Annotated in this window: 16 protein-coding genes; 5 read left to right on the forward strand and 11 right to left on the reverse strand. The window is 40.0% G+C overall.

Annotation, left to right across the window (positions count from 1 at the left end; translation table 11 throughout):
• Positions 1-15: 15 nt before the first annotated feature.
• The 8 genes from AC5JMF_RS24880 to pstB all read right to left on the reverse strand — a co-directional run bounded on the left by AC5JMF_RS24880 (position 16) and on the right by pstB (position 10017).
• Positions 16-3276 carry a tubulin-like doman-containing protein gene (locus tag AC5JMF_RS24880; RefSeq protein ID WP_495798379.1) on the reverse strand — a complete coding sequence of 1087 codons (3261 nt, stop codon included), beginning with the start codon at positions 3274-3276 and terminating at the stop codon, positions 16-18.
• An 18-nt stretch (positions 3277-3294) separates the two neighbouring features.
• On the reverse strand, positions 3295-4452 hold the full coding sequence (locus AC5JMF_RS24885; RefSeq protein ID WP_495798380.1) for a VWA domain-containing protein: 1158 nt from the start codon (positions 4450-4452) through the stop codon (positions 3295-3297).
• Between the two features lie 526 nt (positions 4453-4978).
• Positions 4979-5224: a hypothetical protein gene (locus tag AC5JMF_RS24890; RefSeq protein ID WP_495798381.1), complete on the reverse strand. Its 246-nt coding sequence runs from the start codon at positions 5222-5224 to the stop codon at positions 4979-4981.
• A gap of 29 nt (positions 5225-5253) precedes the next feature.
• The gene (locus AC5JMF_RS24895) at positions 5254-6075 is read right to left on the reverse strand and encodes a hypothetical protein (RefSeq protein ID WP_495798382.1); all 822 of its coding nucleotides are present in this window, start codon (positions 6073-6075) and stop codon (positions 5254-5256) included.
• Between the two features lie 109 nt (positions 6076-6184).
• Complete coding sequence (locus AC5JMF_RS24900) at positions 6185-6961, reverse strand: RNA polymerase sigma factor SigF (protein WP_495798383.1); 777 nt, start codon at positions 6959-6961, stop codon at positions 6185-6187.
• An 899-nt stretch (positions 6962-7860) separates the two neighbouring features.
• Entirely contained in the window at positions 7861-8694 is an 834-nt protein-coding gene (locus AC5JMF_RS24905; protein ID WP_495798384.1) for a photosystem II manganese-stabilizing polypeptide, read from the reverse strand.
• 301 nt (positions 8695-8995) lie between these two features.
• Positions 8996-9199, reverse strand: a complete 204-nt coding sequence (locus AC5JMF_RS24910; RefSeq protein ID WP_495798385.1) for a hypothetical protein — start codon at positions 9197-9199, stop codon at positions 8996-8998.
• An 8-nt stretch (positions 9200-9207) separates the two neighbouring features.
• Positions 9208-10017 (reverse strand): phosphate ABC transporter ATP-binding protein PstB, encoded by an 810-nt coding sequence (pstB, locus tag AC5JMF_RS24915; RefSeq protein ID WP_495798386.1) that lies wholly within the window; start codon positions 10015-10017, stop codon positions 9208-9210.
• An 842-nt stretch (positions 10018-10859) separates the two neighbouring features.
• Here pstB and AC5JMF_RS24920 point away from each other — a divergent pair.
• The 4 genes from AC5JMF_RS24920 to pstA all read left to right on the forward strand — a co-directional run bounded on the left by AC5JMF_RS24920 (position 10860) and on the right by pstA (position 15069).
• Positions 10860-11966: a sulfate ABC transporter substrate-binding protein gene (locus AC5JMF_RS24920; protein ID WP_495798387.1), complete on the forward strand. Its 1107-nt coding sequence runs from the start codon at positions 10860-10862 to the stop codon at positions 11964-11966.
• Between the two features lie 216 nt (positions 11967-12182).
• The gene (locus tag AC5JMF_RS24925; RefSeq protein WP_495798388.1) at positions 12183-13184 is read left to right on the forward strand and encodes a PstS family phosphate ABC transporter substrate-binding protein; all 1002 of its coding nucleotides are present in this window, start codon (positions 12183-12185) and stop codon (positions 13182-13184) included.
• A gap of 38 nt (positions 13185-13222) precedes the next feature.
• Complete coding sequence (gene pstC, locus AC5JMF_RS24930; protein ID WP_495798389.1) at positions 13223-14164, forward strand: phosphate ABC transporter permease subunit PstC; 942 nt, start codon at positions 13223-13225, stop codon at positions 14162-14164.
• A 14-nt stretch (positions 14165-14178) separates the two neighbouring features.
• Positions 14179-15069, forward strand: coding sequence for a phosphate ABC transporter permease PstA (gene pstA / locus AC5JMF_RS24935; RefSeq protein ID WP_495798390.1), 891 nt, complete (start codon positions 14179-14181; stop codon positions 15067-15069).
• Positions 15070-15241: 172 nt separating this feature from the next.
• Here the strand turns inward: pstA and AC5JMF_RS24940 are convergent, their stop codons facing one another.
• The 3 genes from AC5JMF_RS24940 to AC5JMF_RS24950 form a co-directional block, all read right to left on the reverse strand.
• Positions 15242-15487: a hypothetical protein gene (locus tag AC5JMF_RS24940; RefSeq protein ID WP_495798391.1), complete on the reverse strand. Its 246-nt coding sequence runs from the start codon at positions 15485-15487 to the stop codon at positions 15242-15244.
• Positions 15488-15823: 336 nt separating this feature from the next.
• Complete coding sequence (locus tag AC5JMF_RS24945; protein WP_495798392.1) at positions 15824-16372, reverse strand: phosphate-starvation-inducible PsiE family protein; 549 nt, start codon at positions 16370-16372, stop codon at positions 15824-15826.
• Between the two features lie 288 nt (positions 16373-16660).
• Positions 16661-17572: a tetratricopeptide repeat protein gene (locus AC5JMF_RS24950; protein ID WP_495798393.1), complete on the reverse strand. Its 912-nt coding sequence runs from the start codon at positions 17570-17572 to the stop codon at positions 16661-16663.
• Positions 17573-17853: 281 nt separating this feature from the next.
• Between AC5JMF_RS24950 and AC5JMF_RS24955 the strand changes: the two genes are divergently transcribed.
• The gene (locus tag AC5JMF_RS24955) at positions 17854-19902 is read left to right on the forward strand and encodes an elongation factor G (protein ID WP_495798394.1); all 2049 of its coding nucleotides are present in this window, start codon (positions 17854-17856) and stop codon (positions 19900-19902) included.
• Positions 19903-20047: the final 145 nt, after the last annotated feature.

Here is a 20047-nt window from a genome sequence, read left to right on the forward strand (position 1 = left end):
GAAAACACCCTGAAATTATTTTTGTAGTGGGTACTTATTAAATATTTTTTGACACTCGCGATCGTATTCTTCTTGAGTTATAAAACCATTTGCCAAATATTGTCGCAGTGGCTCTATTTCTGACCGTCGCTTGTCTATATTGTTAGTAACATTTATAGGATAATCAACCGTTTCGCCAACCAAAACTTTTTGATTTTCTTTGTTTGCTTGTGGAGTTAGACCGTGTTTTTCAGAAGTTGCAAACTGCTCAGTCATCTTAACACGAAAACGGTTAATAATTCCCTCTTTTGCTAGGGGATCTGTACCTGCGGTAGTTCCAACCACTGCCGCTTTATAAGGATAATTTGGAGTTTCCTCTAGTAAATCATCAACTTCTTTTACAAACTGCCGCAATTTAGGTAAGTATTCATTTTCCCAAAGTTCAGGCTGTCTTTCTATTTGAGAGATTTCATTCTCCAAAATTGTTTGTAAAGCCTCAGTCATATCCTGACGATTAGCAAGTTCCTCCAAAGCCTGACTCCAATCTGGACTAAGACAAGCAGTATGATGACTATCTCTTAATACATCATAATATTGAAATTCTAACTGCTGATTTTGTGGATTTTTCTCTAACAAATCAAATGCTAAGCAAGGATAGAAAATATCTTCCAACTCTTCCATTCTTCTAGCATCAGGAGGAATGATATCAGGAAAAGCGGCATGGTTATCATTATGGAGAAAAGATGTCGCAGAATTTTGTTCGCGGATATAAGAATTTCTCATTCTTTCTAAATTTCTGATGAGTCGTAGAGGAAAGCCAGCATACTCATTAACGATTAAAATTTCGTCATCCGCTTGTGTTGGTTTCAAGAAACTTGAGGTAATAGCTAAATCTTGGTCAAGCAAAGTTTTAAATTGTTTTACTTCTAACTCGTCTACATCTTTAAAACCGATTAGCTTACTACTTTTAGCAGGGTCATCACGAAAGTAAGGGTCTTTTAAATTTAAATGCAACAGGGGTTCAGCTTCCTGCATAATTTGTGCCAAGCGAGTTGAACGTGCCGCTAAAGAGTAGTTTTGCATAAAGCGCTTAATCACGGAATTGACGATATTAATACCTCTAGAAGCAAATAAACTATCAACATTGAAATCGATTTCTTTTTGTAATTGCTCAGGACTAGTCCGTTCCCTATCTATAAAACTTGCCAAAGATTGTCCTCTGCCGGTAGGTTCTGTAATTGCCGAACTGACTAATACTAATTGGCTGCGAATATCATCTTCTGATAAAATCGTTTGATAACAACGGTCAATATCTTCACTATCAAAAATTGCTTCCCCACTCATTTCATCAAAATTTAACTGTCTCAGTTCCTTTTCTTGCTTCTCATAACTACCTTGTAAGTTTTCTATTAAGCTACTAAAAGCAGCAACTTGAGTTGTTCTCATTTGCAGGTGTTTTTGCAGCTCATTAACAATTTTTAGACCTTCTTGCAAAACTGCCAAGTTAAAATTATGCTGAACGAGGTCATAGGCTTCTCGAAGTACTTTTTTTGCTTCACCTTGAACTTGGCTATTTTTACTATTGATAAAGGGAATACCAGCTTTTTGCTCAATTTCCTCGATTAACTGTTCAGCATCTCGCCACTTTTTCTCTAGATTTTCTAGGGTTTTTGTTCCGCCTAAATCAGCGATTTGTTCTTGCAAGTTACGTTGGTAACTATTCAATTCATGCCGCAAAGCATCCAGCCAGTCACGAGTGCTTTTAACCGAAAAATTAGACTCAAGGGGAGTAAGTAATAAATTTAGAAAATCATCAATATTAGTTTTGAGTTCTTTAGTAATAGTTGGCACAATTTGCTGTAGCCTAGTCAACCAAATACCTCTGGTACTTTCAGTTTCACCAGGTTGAGTTTTGCGAAATTGCTCACGAAATTGCCTCAGTAGTTCTTGACGAATGCCATTACGATCATCTCTATTTTGGCAATCAGAAATTGTCCGCTCTAATTTATTTCTCCAAGCGGTGATTGTATTACTAAAAGTCTTGTTAGATTCTTGTACAGACTCCGAAAGCCTAGTAATTAAGCCATCCTTTTTCGCTAAATCACTCTGCCAACCATACTGAATGAGAAATTGCTCAAGTAATCTACTCGGGTCTGGACTTTGACCTTTGCCATTTAACCAAAATTTTACCAATTCCAAACTGACCAATGTCAAAGCAATCTGCACAATGGTATCGCGAGGGAAATAAATTGCTGCCAGTCCAAATGTTAAATAACGCTGTACATTAGGACGCGGGTGCTTATCCCATTGGATCATTTGTTCCATAAAATTGTCTCTGTTGCCTTTAACTACTGGTGCTAATTCACCCGAAAAGTCCAAAGCAATTTTATGTGCAATGACATTACACAGCTTACCTTGTGCAAGAATCGAATACTCGCCTCCTGTTTGACTAGAAACTAGATAAGCATAGTCAAATGGCGGACGTTGTTCCTGTACGTATAATAAATTTTGAATATCATAACAAGCTTCAAATCTTGTACCGGGAGTAGTATAATAATTTAGTTCTTTGAGAGCAGCATAAGTATTAGCATTCATCTTTGGAGTATTAGTATACAGTTCTGGACTAACTACTAAATAACCAACAATCTGCACACTTTGCTCGCCATAAAGATGCCTTAGACTATAAGCTAAATCTAAAAACATACCGCTGCCAGTACCACCACAAAGAGAACCGACAACAAAAATACTCAGTCCTGGCTCAACTTTTAAACCTGATTTCAGTAATACGGAATCATGTCCTCTGGTACGATTTTCTGCTGTCTCGATTGCTGTTTTAATCTTTTGGTAATTGTGGAAAAAGGCTAGTCTTCCTAAAGGTCTAATACATTTCGCACCATCTTCAATTGCTTTTAAATCTCGTAATAGTTGTCTAGGAAACCAAATACCAATATGGTCGTATGGTCCGTGACGTTCGTAAGCCGAACGCCGCTCTAATCCTTGTACGAACATGGTAACTTCTTTAGCGGACATTGTAGCGCTAACTTTTTCCGCTTCCCGAAAGCTGAGGTCAACTCCATGATATGTACTACCAGTACGAATTCCAGATATTTGCGTTGCTGCTTTATCTGTATCGATATGGATAAAACTGACAATTGGTAGGTTACTTAAATCTCCATGCCTGTCAACAATTAACCTGCGAATTCGCATCAAAACATCACGTCCTGTACCACCTAATCCGATACAAATTGTGCGATTAATTCCCCTATATTGAAGTGAATTTGTAGTTGCTTGACTCATAGCATACTTCCTTGGGCACTATTTTTTTAATTTAATATTTATCTCGTAATCGCGTTTACGAGCATCTGGGCAATTTATTCTAAAATTTGACCTGTTTATAGGAGTAGATGAAGTAATTTCTTCACCATTATAAAAAATTGGCGCTAAGTTAGTTGGTTCTAAGTAAAGCTTCTCACCTTTGCGTTTTAGATATGCTCTCACTTCTGAACCTGGACAGTCAATAGAAGCTACGCAAGTTGCATCATATTCCCCGATCGCAATCTGTTTATTGTTAGGCAATCGACATCTTTGGTCTTCAGGTTTTTCCGTAGCTTCAAAATCTATTATTAATTCCCACTTTTTTTGTGACCGAGAAAATTTGAACCCAGCCCAAACTAGCAACACAAATATTATTAAGGAAATTAACCCTGGAACCCATAACTTTTTAATTAAATAAGGAGTAACCAAACAAGTATCTTGACCGCCTGGTGCTGGTGTACAAAATTCTTGGACTGTAGGGGCAATATCTACTACAGTGAGTTTATATTCTTTATTTCCTTGGGTGGTAATTGATAGCGATCGCTTCTTAATTGGCAAAGCCTCTAAAGCTTTAATCCAAGCTTGTCGTTGTTGACTTTCTAGAGAGTCTGCTATCCGAAAAGCACTATTCGCAGGTGTTTCTATCCAAACTTGTGAATTAATCCCCGGTTGAGTAAACAAGGGTGCATCAGTCACCCAAACAACCGACTGCGGCTTAACTGGTTGATTTTTTTGCAAGCGATTTTGATTAATCTGAGCAATACCTTGATAAATAGTTAACTCAGATTGCTGAATATCTGCACCATAACGGTTAGGGTCGGATACAAAGGGTATCTTTGCTAAGATTTTGTCAATATTTTCTTTACTATTACCACTAAAGTAAGTGGGTGTACCTAACGGAGTAATATCAGATGTAACTTCACTTAAAGTTACATTCTGAGCAAAAGGGACAATATATACAGAATCCCCTGGTTTCAAGCTATCTTCAACTATTTGACGTAAGCGGGTACGACCTTGATCATCTAATCCGACGCTTGCTGTAATATCAATTGCTAAGACAACATCTCGTCCTCCGCCACCTAAAACAGAGACTAAATCTAAGCCGATTTTTTGTACAGAAGTCAGTGGTTGTCCTGGAGTAATTTTTGTCTGGATCACAGATACGACAGTTGCTCAAATAGTGGATGAGAAGGAATAGGGATTGTGAAATTGGTAAAGCTAGCGAATTTCAGTACACTGTGACATTCGCTAGAATTCTACTACTCTATATTGTATATATTTAACGATGCGACTAGAAGGTCAATGTGGTAACGGCTTTTGTTGGGGACACACTGACAGCAAAAAATCGACCTGTCTGATCAACAAGGTCGATTTCACACCTTACCTATTACATTGATTGTGCCTAAACCTAGCAGTGTTGACACTCCCCATCCTGAAGTTCGGGGATTCTTGGATCACGGGGAGTCCATCGACTTTACCCTCACCAAGCTTCACCTCGACGTGCCCCGCCGATGAGTAGAGAAAATTCCGTGCGCTCCCTAGGAGCCAAAACTTTCTCAGGATTTGCCGCCCGTTGCGAGACAGGTTCCTCCACCGAAGTGCGAGCCTCTGCCTGTGTTGCGGATTCCTCTAGTCTATCAAAAAGCCGGGAAACGAAGCACGGGGCTTGTACCCATCTTTTCGGTCAAACACCATAGCGATTTTGATAGTAAGCCAAAATTTCCTTGACGCGTTGGCGACTTTCTGAATTGGAGTTTGCTGTCCAGGAGATACACAAACCGCTGATTTGACTTTGGCTGTAATCAAAATGTTGGTCTGACTGGGGAATTAAATCCACTTCTATTCCTGTCACTTGCCGCAGATGAGCCGCTATTTCTCGATAAACTGCTAAAGGTAAACCAGCAAATTCAATTTTTTCTTTGGTTTCCATCTTTACAAAGCTCCACCACTAATAAGATTTTAAAGCGGTGTGAGCAGCGAAATAGATTTATCGCTAGCAGTTGTAGCTGATGATTTTGAGTCAACTGCTCCTTCACCAACCATTTTGGCAACTTCAATGCCATATTGTTCGAGAATTACAATCGGGTTGGAGCCTTCGTTCATTTCAATGCGTTTGACTAGCACGCCGTTGGCTAATCGCTGTCCTGCCTGCACATAGCGACTTGTAGGTTCGTCTGGTACTTTGATAATTGCTTGTGGTTCCCTACCAATGAGAACTACACCAGATACCATAACTCCTCTTGCTGCATCGGGTTGTGGTGTTGGTGGTAATACAGATACTAAGGTGGGGTTAGGGACAACTTGAGGCAAAACTCTAGGTAGAACCGGAGTTAAGCCAGGCCGCTTTGCAACTCTATTTGGTTGATTTAAAGCCACACTGCGTATTGGCAGCCTTCTTAACGTTGCTGATGCGGTTTGAATGCTGGCGGTAGGTAGGGGGGGTAACTTAGGTACGGTTTTTGTGCCTGTGGTGTTGGGTGTTGCTGCCACAGCTGAACCAACAATTTCTGCAAAAGGATCATTCCGTCCTTGTGATATCACAACTACCCGTTCTGTAGCATTAGTTGGTTGAATTAAGTTCAGGGTTGGAGAAGCAACTTGTGAGGTATATTTGACGGGTACTACTGGATTTTTAAACGCTTGAGCTTTTGGTAGCGACTTTGCCGCAATTTTCGGAACCGGCACCGGAGGATTAGTGGCTTGTGGTGTCTCTTCAGCAGCACACCCAGCGATCGCCAAGGTTAAAATAGCTGCAACTGTAATTTTTAAATTTTTGCCCATATTTTTATCAAAGGCGAATTCTGTTATCTTTATAACCTATATTTTTGGGATTTCAAGCATTGCTTTTAACACTTATAGCTCAGCATAATTGCGGATGCGATCGCTGGCGTTAATCTTCTGCAACACCCATGATATTTTTCAGCAAATCCAGTCCCTTCTTGACTTGACGAGAAACTGTGACAACGCTAATTCCCAGGTGTTCTGCTACTTGTTTTTGTGTTAAATCGTGTAGAAACACACATTCGAGTACTTCGCGGGTGCGTTTTTCTAGCTGAACCAGTGCTTGTTGGAGGCGAATTTGGTCTTCTTGTGCCAGTTGAAAGCTACGGTAGTGAGGATCTGGAACCAATTCTCCTAAACAAGTAGCGCCTTCCTCGCCATCATGCACTGGCACATCTAAACTCAAGGGAGCGCGATTAATCCATGCTAATTTGATTTCTTGCCATTCGCTGGCAGAAACTGCTAGTGCTGCGGCTAATTCTGAGTCAGTAGGTTGGCGATTATGTTTTTCACGCCAAGAACGCGAAACTCCTATCGCCTGCTGTTGTAGCGCTAACCACCGCCGAGGAATTCTCACAGTCACGCCTTTATCTCGGAGGTAATGTTGAATTTCACCTCGAATATAAGGAGTAGCGTAGGAACTGAAGGCATGTCCCCTAGAAATTTCAAATTTTTCAATGGCTCGTATTAAACCTAAACAGCCGACTTGGAGTAAATCTTCGTAGTTTTCCTGACATTGATTCATCCAATAATGAGCTTCTTTTCTCACAAGTCCAAAGTTGAGTTTCACCAGTTGGTTGCGAATAAGTTCTGACCGATATTGCTGATATTCTCGCAACAACTGCCAAGTTTCATGCTTTAGTTCATTGGTAACTGCGGTAGGCATAGCACTGTGTTTATTGAATAAATCAACGCTCAAGCACTCGCTTTTAAACCAAGCTGCGATTACGCGGTATTCAAGAAAAATACCGCGCTATATGTCCTAGTAATTCCTATAGCAAATCACATTTTTTTACAAATAAAATGCTATAGGTTAGGTTGGAATCGAGCAAAATTTAAATAGGCGAAATTGTTATTTCGTTTATTATTAAGCTTAGGAATAACACCAATTCTTTAAAACAAGGCTATAGATTTGAGCCTAATTTTATTAATTACGTTAGCGCAGCGGTAGCGAGTCCGCGAGCGTCATTAAAATTACGAATTACGAATTAGTACGGCCTGTAGCTTTTAACGAATCACATAGAAATAAAATATTAAATTAGTTACTAATTCTCAAACCGAGATTGTACCTAATTTAATTAATTAAGTATCATATTGAATAATAAAAATAAGGTTTGAATAAGCCAAATTCTTATTAACAGTAAAATTACGGAGAGTTTTTAATAAGCTGTTCCACATATAACTTGCATAATTAGGGCGGGCAAGATGCCCACCCCACAAGAGTTTTATTTAATTTGATTATGTAATTTAGATGTTTTTTAGCTTAGTTGTAATTTAGTTTTGAAAAATTAGTAAATGCCAATAGAAATCACTATGTATATTCACGCAAGCTAATAAAAAAAGGGCTAAATGCCCTTTGTTTAAATTAGTGTTTATGTATTGAGCAATGAGTAACGAGTTTTAAGTAATAATTTTTTACAAAACTCAGTACTGAGTCCTAAGTCCCTCGGTTGATAGTAAATTAAAACTTACTCAGTACTTATGCACTTGGTAAAAGCCCTGACGTCACTTGCTACAATGCGAGCCTTTTAACTCAGCACTTCTTTACTCAGCACTCAAAAGAGTTTAGCCACGAGTTGGTTCAACACGGGCATAGAATATACCACGAATCTTAACTTCTTTAGGTTCGCCAGCACCTAAGTCGGTATCAGATGGCTGTTCGCTCTCGAAAGTACCAGCAATTTCACCACTAGAGCTGTCTATTTTAGCTATCTGTAGAGAAATCTGACCATCGAGATTTTCAGCACGTTTAACGTTGGTACGAGTCAGTTCTTCATCATCTGCTTGGGCAGGAAGAGCCACAGCATTATCATAACCACTGACTACACCACGACCTTTAGGATCTAGGAAGGCAGCACCACGATAGGAAGGAACTTTAAATTTACCTTCAAAATCGGTGGAGGTGTTAATGCTGGTCAAATCGGGTTGTGTTTGAGCAACCAAGTTTTTGATGGTGAAGAGGAAAGGAACTCGCTCACCACCAGGAAGTTGTACTGTAATGGCTTGGAAGTCAAGACCATCTGTTTCCACAAAGGTGAGGCTTTTATCTGAATTAATTTTCAGATCACCTTGCACTTGGTCAATGGTGGAAGTGTATCTAGTCAGCAATTTGCCAGCAACAAATTCTGCTTCTTGTCGTTTATTGGCTGGTTCTTCTTTTACAAAGAAACTGGTTGGCTCCAAACAAAGCTCTTTAATGGCGTAGGACTGGCTAGAATCGATGGGAATCGAGCCACGGCTTGTTTCTGTTAGTTGAGGGCATTTGTTAGCCAAGCCAGTGCCCCGAATTTGTTCGTAAGTGAGTATCTCCCTAGTGCTAGTAGAAGAACCATCACTACATGCAGTTATTAGCCCCAGGCACAAAGCCAAGAATGCAACAATTAGAGCGCGATACCTCATTGGTCAACCTCAATGTCAAAAATTAATATCTAAATGTGAGAGTTTGGGCGCATCGATGAGTACGCCCCAACACAGAGCGGCATAAGTCCTGGCCTCAAAAGGCGCGAAGAGTTGGGCTTTACTTCGCGCTTTGCTCATGCCATGGGCAAAAGCAGCGTTGCCTAAGTCGTTCTGTAGTATGTATGTAATGCAACTACATACAGCCCATTGTTTGATGGGGAAATCAGCCAGATCATACGATTTTTTTTAACTCAAAATCAAAGCACTCTAGGATTAACCAAGAATTTGCGATCGCGTTTAGCTATTGTAGAGGCTGTACTAAACGCCACCGCTCTGTTTCGGAGGCGATTTTTAAAGATGCTGGCTTGGCGAAATGTTTCTTAATGTCTTTGGGGAATGGGGAATGGGGAATGGGGACGTGGGGACGCGGGGACGCGGAGAAATTATCTCCCTCATCTCCCTCATCTCCCTCATCCCCTGGTTGGTGAGCGAAGTCGAACCACATCCCTAAAATTAACCAAACCGTCCGCTGATGTAGTCTGCTGTCTCTTCTGAGGTGGGGGAGTTAAACATTTGTGTGGTGGAACCGACTTCGACTAATTTCCCTCGCCGTTTGCCACTTTCGTCAGTTTCTGTGTTGAAGAATGCGGTTAAATCTGATATGCGTGTGGCTTGTTGCATGTTGTGAGTCACCATGATGATCGTGTACTGTTCTTTGAGTTCTGTACACAATTCTTCAATTTCTCTGGTGGAAATCGGATCTAGGGCAGAACAGGGTTCATCCATTAATAATACATCTGGTTTCATGGCGATCGCTCTGGCAATACACAGACGTTGTTGCTGTCCTCCTGATAAATCTGTGCCTTTTGATTTCAGTTTATCTTTGACTTCATCCCAAATAGCTGCCCGTCTGAGCGACTCTTCTACTAGTTCGTCTATGTTGCCTTTATAACCGTTGGCGCGTGGCCCAAAAGCAATGTTTTCGTATATCGATTTGGGAAAAGGGTTTGGTCTTTGAAATACCATCCCCACTTGACGCCGTAGCTTTACCGGATTTGTTCTGCTGTCGTAGATGTTTCTACCCCGATAATTTAGCTGTCCTGCAACTTTGGCTCCTGGGATTAAATCATTCATGCGATTGAAGCAGCGCAATAAGGTGCTTTTACCGCATCCTGAAGGGCCAATAAAAGCTACGATTTTCTTTTCAGGAAGTTCCATGTTTACTTCCGTCAGCGCCATAAAGCCACCATAATAAACTCTGACGCCTTGAGCGTGAAAAATAGCTGTATCTTGTCTATTTTGAACTGTATTGTTCGCGCGCATACCCTGTATTACCCCTATATATTGATGACAAGCCATTAGTTAGATTTTCCATTCAAGCACTATTAGCAAGAGATACATAATAGTCAGTTATGGCTAAAGTTGCTCTTGTTATTTATGTCTTGAATTGACCAATTTAACTAGGGAATTAGAAGCAAGCAGAATAATATATAGCAACTTATATTAATACATTATTTTTTAGTTAATAATGTTTAATCTTTGGCTATTTTTATATTTTTAAATTGGCAAATCTTAAATTTAAGATTATTGCTTTATCTACCTCAAAATATTGAAATAAATAATTTTTTAATCCAAAAAGTTACATTTGTTGTTATAATCTCCACTAACTTGATTGTTTTACAGTATATTATTGGTAGATCAGTATCACATATTAATTCTGAAAAAGCAACTATTCCTCTGACAATAGTCTAAGAAGTTGTTTGAGAAGCGTTAGAATTCGCGGCTACACAAGCAAAGAGGTAATGCAAGAGGCTACTGGAATAAACTCACAATACCAAATTTTATCAAGCAGTTATGGTTTGGGTATCAAGTCAAAAATATGCTAATTATGAGAATCGTGGTGGGTTAATAAGCTCTTAAACGTAGTTCGGGATGGCTTTTCAGACTTTGCATAGTGCCTGGTAGTAGCTTGGCTATTTTTAAGTATTTATGGTCAATTGCTTACTTAGTAAAAAAAAATGAAGCTAAATGATAACTATTGTTCTAAAAGCTTTACAATACTTATAATTTACTGTATTCCGACCAATGTATCGTATTTTCAATGATGAACTCTAAATAGCGAGTCTCAATATACAACGCGGTTAAAAAATTACTTAGTTAGAGAAATGCTAGCTTCTATTGTGAAATTGTTACAGACGATACAACTTTTGTGCCAAGGTATAACTATAAATTGGTTGAAGAGACGCCGTGTACAAAGTTTTGTGAGTCTATTGTTAGTAGGCACTATTTTAAGTGTAGCGATCGCTGCCTGCTCTGAAAGTATTTTAGCTACTAAAACTGACGTTAAACTGAAGCTTGTTTCTTTCTCAGTGACAAAAGCTGCTCATGACCAAATAATTCCCAAGTTTATAGAAAAGTGGCAGCAAGAACATAAACAAAACGTCACTTTTGAGCAGAGTTATGGGGGTTCTGGCGCTCAAACAGCTGCTGTGATTGCTGGTACACAAGAAGCAGATATAGTACATCTGGCACTGCCTTTAGATGTCAATAAAATTCAGCAAGCAGGTTTGATTAAATCAGGTTGGGAAATTAAATCACCTCGAAATGGTATTGTTAGTAGATCTGTTGCTGCGATCGTGACTCGTGAAGGCAACCCCAAGAATATTAAGACTTGGCAAGACTTAGCAAAAGATGGTGTGAAATTAATAGCTGCTAACCCAAAAACCTCTGGGATTGCTATCTGGGAATTCTTGGCTTTGTGGGGTTCAGTCACTCAAACAGGAAAAGATGAGGCAACAGCATTAGATTATGTTACCAAAGTTTATAAAAATACTCCTGTACTGACAAAAGATGCTCGTGAAGCTAGCGATTTATTTTTTCAAAAAAATCAGGGAGATGTATTAATTAACTACGAAAATGAGGTGATTTTGGCAAAGAAAACTGGGCCAAAACTGCCTTACATTGTACCACAAGTGAATATTTCGATTGATACTCCTGTGGCGATCGTTGATAAAAATGTTGATCAGCACAACACAAGACAAGTTGCAGAAGCATTTGTTGAGTTCCTTTACTCAGCAGAAGCCCAACGGGAATTCGCTAAATTACAATATCGTCCTGTTAATCCTACTGTTACTCAAGAAGTAACGTCTCAATATCCTCAAATTCAAACTTTATTTACATCTCAAGATTTAGGTGGTTGGGATAGTATACAGAAAAAGTTTTTTGAGGATGGGGCAATTTTTGATAAGATTCAAGCTGCTAAGAAAGCATGAATATAAATATAGCTTGTAGCGATTAGAAATCGCGCGCCAGTTGCTTCAAGTCGGCAAAGCCGCCCAACGCACTGGCTTGGCTACACAGACAAAACCCACCTCCGTGGGTTTCAAGACCTTAATTTTCCATTAGCTCACGAAGGTGGACTTCGCTTGTGTAGCAGCGAATTTTATTCGTCCAAAACTTTTCTACGAACCTAATTTCACTTACAAAGTATGAACTTTATTAGCTCATTGAAGGACAAATTATTACTAGTAGCTTTAATGTTTACTGCCTACGGTGTGACTAGTTGTAACAGCAGTGAAGAATTAAAAAGTCAGGTGAGTATTGATGGTGCAGCTGTGGGTTTTCCTATTTCTTTAGCAGTTGCAGAACAATACGGAAAGGTTAAGCCCGATGCTAAAGTTAGCGTTGCTTCAAGTGGCACTGGTGGTGGAATTAGTAAATTTTGTGCTGGCGATATTGATATTGTTGGCGCTTCTCGTACTATTAAGGATGAAGAAATCAAAAAATGTAAAGGTAAAAATATAGAATTTGTGGAGTTGCCTATTGCTTTAGATGGTATTGCTGTAATTGCTAACCGTCAAAATAATTTTGCTAAATGTTTAACTATTAAGGAGTTAGACAAAATCTGGAGCGCTAAATCAGATGGTAAAATTTTAACTTGGAATCAAGTTAACCCTAAATTTCCTAACCAAAAACTGAAGTTATATGCTCCAGCTTCTGACACTGGAACATTTGATTATATGACTCAAGCTGTGACTGGCAAAGCGAAGAATGGTCGTACAGATTACACTCCAAGCCATAATCAAAATCTTTTAGTACAAGGGGTGTCAGGTGATGCTTCAGCATTAGGTTATGTCGGGATATCTTACTATATTCAAAACCAAGAAAAACTCAATTTAGTTGCCGTAGAAAGCCCTTCAGGAAAGTGTGAAAAACCAGTTCCCATAGATAATGTCGTCAAAAATATCTACACACCTTTGTCTCGTCCATTGTTTATTTATGTTAGTAAAAAGTCATTAGATAGCAAGCCATCTGTTAAAGAATTTGTGGAGTTTTATTTAGAAAATTCTTGGAAGTGGGTTGATAGTGTTGGTTATGTAGCGTTACCTGATGAAGCTTACGTTAAAGTGAAACGAAAGCTAGCTACTGGTGAAACTGGTACAAAATTCAAAAAAGCAAAACCAGGTCAACCAATCACAAACTTTATTTAAACGAAATCTGAATTATGGGAGTTTAAATTTAACAGTTTATGCAAAGTACAAATCCTCAAGACGATTTTTACCAAACATCCAGAGAGTCACTGGATAAAAATGTATCTGAAGATATTTTAGAAAAGATTGTTGCAGTGATTTTATTTGCCTGTGCTTTAGTTTCTGTTTTGACTACCTTTGGGATTGTCATAATTATCTTTCAAGAAACATTTAGTTTTTTCCAAGAAGTTTCGTTTGCTGAATTCTTTTTAGATACAAAATGGACACCTCTATTTGCAGATAGGCATTTTGGGATTTGGCCCTTAATGAGTGGTACTTTTTTAACTACAGCGATCGCTATGGCGGTTGCTATTCCTTTAGGTTTATCTTCTGCCATATATTTGAGTGAATATGCTCAACCTAAAGTAGCAGCCATTTTACGTCCAGCAGTAGAACTTTTGGCAGGAATACCAACAGTAGTATATGGTTACTTTGCGCTGTTGTTTGTCACGCCATTGCTACGAAATATTATTCCTGTGGAAATATTCAACGCCTTAAGTGCGGGGTTAATGATGGGAGTAATGATTACTCCTACTGTTGGTTCTATTAGCTTAGATGCTATTCAAGCAGTGCCGCGTTCTTTACGAGAAGGATCTGACGCTTTAGGAATTACTAAGCTAGAAGGCATTTTTAAAATAGTCCTTCCAGCTGCGCTTTCTGGAATTATAGCCTCGATTATTTTGGGTATTTCGAGAGCTGTGGGTGAAACGATGACTGTCCTCATTGCTGCTGGACAACAGCCAAAACTAACCATTAACTTTGCAGAATCAATAGAAACAATGACAGCCTACATGGCACAAATTTCTGGTGGTGATAGTCCGCGTGGTAGCCTAAATTTTAAGACTTTATATGCTGTAGGTGCTGTTTTGTTTTTAATTACCCTAGCTTTGAATATTATTAGCTATTGGGTTGCCAATCGTTTTAAAGAAAAGTATGACTAAGAGGCATAAATATAATGTATCAACCAAACAATTATATTGATTCGGCAACAGAATTTACTGATAATGTTGAAAAAAGAGAGACTATAGGAAAAATATTTGAAATACTTTTTCTGTTAGGCTTACTGATTGGTTTATTTGTTCTAGCATTGCTACTTTTTGATATTTTTCGAGATGGATTAATCAGATTTTTTACACCTGGATTTCTCACAGAAAACCCTTCTCGTTTCCCTGATCAAGGTGGTATTCGTCCTGCTATTGTTAGCAGTGTTCTTTTAGGGATTGTTGTAATTTTGGTGACTGTGCCAATTGGTGTAGGAGCAGCTTTATATTTAGAAGAGTATGCACCTAAAACTTGGTGGACAACAATTATTGAAATTAATATCACTAATCTGGCTGGGGTACCTTCTATCGTTTATGGACTGCTGGGGTTAGGAGTTTTCAATTATTTACTGGGATTTGGCCCTGCTTTGATTTCTGGGGCATTGACTTTATCTTTGTTGTCTTTACCAGTAATTATTGTGACAGCTAGAGAGGCTATTCGTGCTGTTCCAGATTCTTTAAGAAATGCTTCTTATGGACTAGGTGTAACTAAGTGGGGAACTATCAGTCATCATGTTATTCCCTATGCTATTCCTGGTATTTTGACAGGGGTGATTATCTCTGTATCCCGTGCTATTGGTGATGCTGCATCTTTAATAGTTGTAGGCGCTGTGGGTTTTCTGACGTTTGATCCTGGTTTATTCCAGAGATTTATGGCGTTACCTATTCAAATTTACAGTTACATTACGCGTCCTGAAGCGGGTTTTGGCAATGCAGCAGCAGCAACGATTATAGCGCTGTTAGCCTTGATTTTAGTTTTGAATGGTGTTGCAATTTACATTAGACAACGCTTTTCAATTCGTTAGGGAATAGCTTCGACTTCGCTCAGCCTGCGGGGAATGGGGAATGGGTAGTTTGTAGCGATTTTATGTGATTAAGGACGATCGCCCCTGATTTTTTCTTGGGGTTGCGAATAAGGAGCGATCGCATTACCCATCTCTATGCTCATAATCACAAATTTCCCAGTCCCCAGGCAGACTACATCTTACCATGCTCCATTACTTCTTGGAGATGATGCCGAATCTCTTTTGCTTGTTCCATATCCGATTGTCGCAATTTTTCAAACAACTCGACACAAGGCTGTGAACCGGCTTGCTTAGCATCTTTGATGTAGGTATCGTAAGCTTTTACTGCTTCGGCTTTGTTGTGCAACACGGTGATAAAGTCGTATTCCAGGTTGCTAATAGGTTGTTGAGACTGTCCGTTACCAGTATTTTTAGCCATAGTATTGAACCTCTTTTAGGATTTCTACTTAACTTTTACTCACCTTTCAAGAGTGATTCATCTTCCCAAAAGAGTATAGTTCAATACGTCGAAAGAACCTTGATCAGTTACTTGTGCTGAACCTACCCCTACTGGACTGTTTTAGCTGAAAAAATGCAATAAATTTTATAGGTTGGGTTGAGGGACGAAACCCAACCTACGCCTATTAAATCTAATGCACTAGAATAGCTGAAACAGTCTACTACGCTTAAGCAAGCTACGCATAGCGTCTTTGACAGGAGAAGCATCAGTTATTAGTAAGCTACGTTTTTGCTGACTGTTCACTGTTCACTAATTTTAAGAGATGGGTTGATTTTCATCATAGCGATGTGAATACTGGAATTCCAATTCCTTTTGCAGTTCTCTGCTTTCTTTATACACAACAGGACAAAACTTGGTATTGGCACTAATGCAATCCATGTGTGGCGTTTTGGCACACACGATTAGTAGTGAGCCGAGAATAAACAATAAACCACAAATTGCTGCTGTCTGCAATCCAGAAATTTCTAACGCGCCGTGGACAACGACTTCTCGCAATACAGATACGATTGTGACTTCAACTGCTACTCCGACGGCAATGCTATGCTCTTGCAAATATACCATGAGTAAGCGAAATAGCTCTACCAAAATCAATACAAATAGTATTTTTGCTGTCACTTGTTTATAGTCTAGGGGTTGTGTGAGGGCAATAAATATTCCCCATAACTGTAGCAGCATCACTGCAAATAACCCTAAACATAAGACGATCACAATTAGATCTTGAAAAGCTTCCATATTGCGAACAATTGAATGCCGATCAAGCCAGCGATCGCAAAATAAAAATCGGCTCTTGAGGCGCTTTTTCATGTGGATTTCCATTGCAATTGGGACTAGTTCACACCACACCGGCCAATTCTACCCATAATCTTATGTTACGCAATATTAAGCGATCGCGCCTCAGCATTTATAATTCGTAATTCGTAATTCGTAATTCGTAATGACGCTCCTTTGGACGCTCGTACCTCGCTCTAAGCGAAGCTATGCCGTAGGCTTTACGCTGCGCTAACGCTACGAAGCGCGTAATTAGTAATTAATACATACGTAGAAAGGCTTGCTTTAACAATTTACTCTGTTTTGAAAACAGTTTATTGTTGACTATTGTTGTTTTAATTTTTGTGCTTGTTGCAACAATTGGTTAGCATTTGTTGCCCACTGAGAAATGCCTTGAGTGTTATATAAATCTCTGGCATATTGCAATACTTGTACTGCATTTTCATATTGGCGTAATTGGATAAAAACTAATCCGGCTCCATAATAAGCGTTGGGATAGTTAGAGTTAGCCTCAGCCGATTTTCTAAAGGCTTCTAATGCTTCTTGTAGTTTGCCTTGATTAAACCAAATCGTCCCCAGGTTATAATGAGCTTCTGAATATTTAGGATTGATTTTAATCGCCTGACGAAAAGCAGCTTTAGCTTTATCAATTTGGCTTTGTTGCAGATAACATATGCCGATATGATAAGCAGGCTCTGGGGCATTTTTACTATATTCCATCGCTTTTCTAAAGGAAGCGATCGCCCGCTCACAATCTTTTTGCTGTTCTCGAACTAAACCTAAGTTATAGTGAGCAAAACCTAATTTAGGATCAAGTTCTAAGGCTCGTTGTAAATAGTCATTCGCCTGTTGTAAATTATTTCCTTCTAACAAGGCTCCGCCTAAATTAGCAAAGGCTGGAGCAAATTGGGGATCGGCTTGCGTCGCTTGATAAAATGCATCTGCCGATGGTTGTAATTGTCCCACTTGTCGCAGTGCTAACCCCAAGTTGTAATGGGCTGCTGCCAATTTTGGATCTAACTTGATTGCTTGTTTGAAGGCCGCGATCGCATCTTGGATCTTGCCTGCTTGAATGGCTTGTAAGCCCTGATTTAACCAGTCTACAGCGGTTTTTGCACTCGATTGGGCTAGCAAGGAAACTGCAACGGAGGGGAGAGTAAGGGCGAGAGTGCTGCTAGTTATTAATAGCAAACTGGCGATCCCTGCTATGCGATATTTTGTGAACGATGATGCCATTGATTTGTTGACTTTCACAGTTAAAGTTACGTTTTCTTTACAAACTTTTTGAGGAAAACGCAGTTGTTTACAAAACTTGTAACTTTGGTATTAAAATTTGCGATGCTTAACTTTTCTTTAGCTAAATCTTACAACAGACTACAATTTTTTTTGCTTGTGATTAAAGGGAGGATAATAACAAGTTAAAGAAGGGATAATTCATCCTCCAGAACATTATTAATTTTATCCCTGCAACAAACAGGATAGCGCGAGTAAGAAAAACTTACCGCAAGGGAGGTTTTATGAACGAAAAAGTAAAATCGGGTTCGCGGAATGTTGCAATTGTTGGGCCTTATTTAAGTGGAAAAACCACGCTCCTAGAAAGCTTGTTATTTGTGACAGGGGCAATTTCCCGCAAAGGCAGTGTTAAGGATGGTAATACAGTGGGAGATAGTGCGAATGAGTCGCGCGATCGCCACATGAGTGTTGAAGTTAGTGCCGCTAGCACAGAGTATAACGATACGCGCTTCACATTCCTTGACTGTCCAGGTTCGGTAGAATTTGCCCAAGAAACTTACAATGCTTTGATGGGAGTCGATGCGGCAATTGTAGTTTGCGAACCCATACGCGATCGCGTCCTCACCCTTGCCCCCCTATTTAAATTCCTGGACGATTGGGAAATTCCCCACCTCGTCTTTGTGAATAAAATGGATCGGGCAAATATCCATGTTCTAGAAACGTTGCACGCCCTGAAAGCTGTATCCAGCCGCCCCTTGGTAGCGCACCAATATCCCATCATGCAAGGGGAACAGCTCACTGGCTTTATCGATATGGTCAGCGAACAGGCATACCAATATCATCCAGGCGCACCCGCTGATCCTATTCCTTTTCCTGAACATTTAAAACAAGAAGAACACACAGCACGAGCAGAGATGCTCGAAGCCCTAGCAAATTTTGACGACCATTTACTCGAAGAACTTTTAGAAGACATCGAACCGCCTCAAGAAGAAATCCTTAAAGACTTAAAACTAGAATTAGGAGCAGATCTAGTAGTACCCGTCTTCTTTGGGGTAGCAGAACAAGATTATGGTGTCCGACCATTAATCGAGGCGCTATTGAGAGAAGCACCCGAACCAGAAACCACAGCAGAACATCGTTTAAAAAATACCAAAGGTAATACTCCTTTAGCGCAGGTACTGAAAACTTACTACACTCCCCAAGGTGGCAAACTTTCCTTGGTACGCGTTTGGCGGGGTAAATTAACTGACGGCATTGTCTTCAATGGTGTTCGTGCTGGTGGGATTTATCGCCTGATGGGACAACAACAGCAGTCGGTGAATGAGGTTGGTGCAGGTGAAATTGTCGCTTTGAGCCGATTAGAGGGTATCAAAACAGGGGATATTATCTCTACAGATCAGCAAGCTATAGAATTACCCAAAGCTGAACAACTCGAACCAGTGTATGCCCTTGCCATTACACCAGAAAAACGTAACGATGAAGTCAAGCTTAGCAGTGCGATTACTAAGCTATTGGAAGAAGATCCTTCTCTGGCTTGGGAACAACACGGTGATACTCATGAAGTGATTCTTTGGGGTCAAGGCGAGATTCATTTGCAAGTCGCCCTCGACAGACTGCGCCGCAAGTATAACCTGCCGATGACAACTCATCTACCGCAGGTGCCATACAAAGAAACTATCCGCAAACCCGTGGCTTCAGTTCATGGGCGCTATAAGCACCAAAGTGGTGGTCACGGGCAATTTGGCGATGTTTTCCTCGATATTAAGCCCTTACCACGCGGTGAAGGTTTTAACTTTAGAGAAACGATTGTTGGAGGTGTCGTTCCCAAACAATATATTCCTGGGGTAGAAATGGGTGTGCGGGAATTTTTGGCACATGGGCCTTTGGGTTTCCCAATGGTGGATGTGGCGGTAACTCTCACCAATGGTTCTTACCATACTGTTGATAGTTCTGAGCAAGCCTTCAAGCAAGCTGCCCGGTTGGCGATGCAAACGGGGATATCCCAAGCTCAACCTACCCTGTTGGAACCGATTTTGCGCGTGCAAGTAATCACACCTAGCGAATTTACTTCTAAGGTGCTGCAATTGCTCAGTGGCAGACGTGGACAGATTTTAGGCTACGAGGGTAAAAATGATTGGTCAGGCTGGGATAATGTTTCTGCATACTTGCCGCAAGCAGAGATGCAAAACTTTATTGTCGAGTTGCGATCGCTGACTCTCGGTGTTGGTTCTTTCCACTGGGAATATGACCATCTCCAAGAAGTGCCGGAGAAACTTGCTGAACGTGTTTTGCAAACCAATGGCAATGGTGGTAATGGTAACGGTCACAAGTGATTTAGGTTAATTTAAAATCATTGCTAGCTCGAAACACAGAGTTCCGGGCTAGTGTTTTTTAAACGCAGAGGGGTGCAAAGTAAGCCAGTGCGTTGCAGAGGTTCCCTCTGCTCAAATTAACCCAAGACAAAAGCAACAGAGTTGG

Source organism: Desmonostoc vinosum (assembly GCF_059505385.1).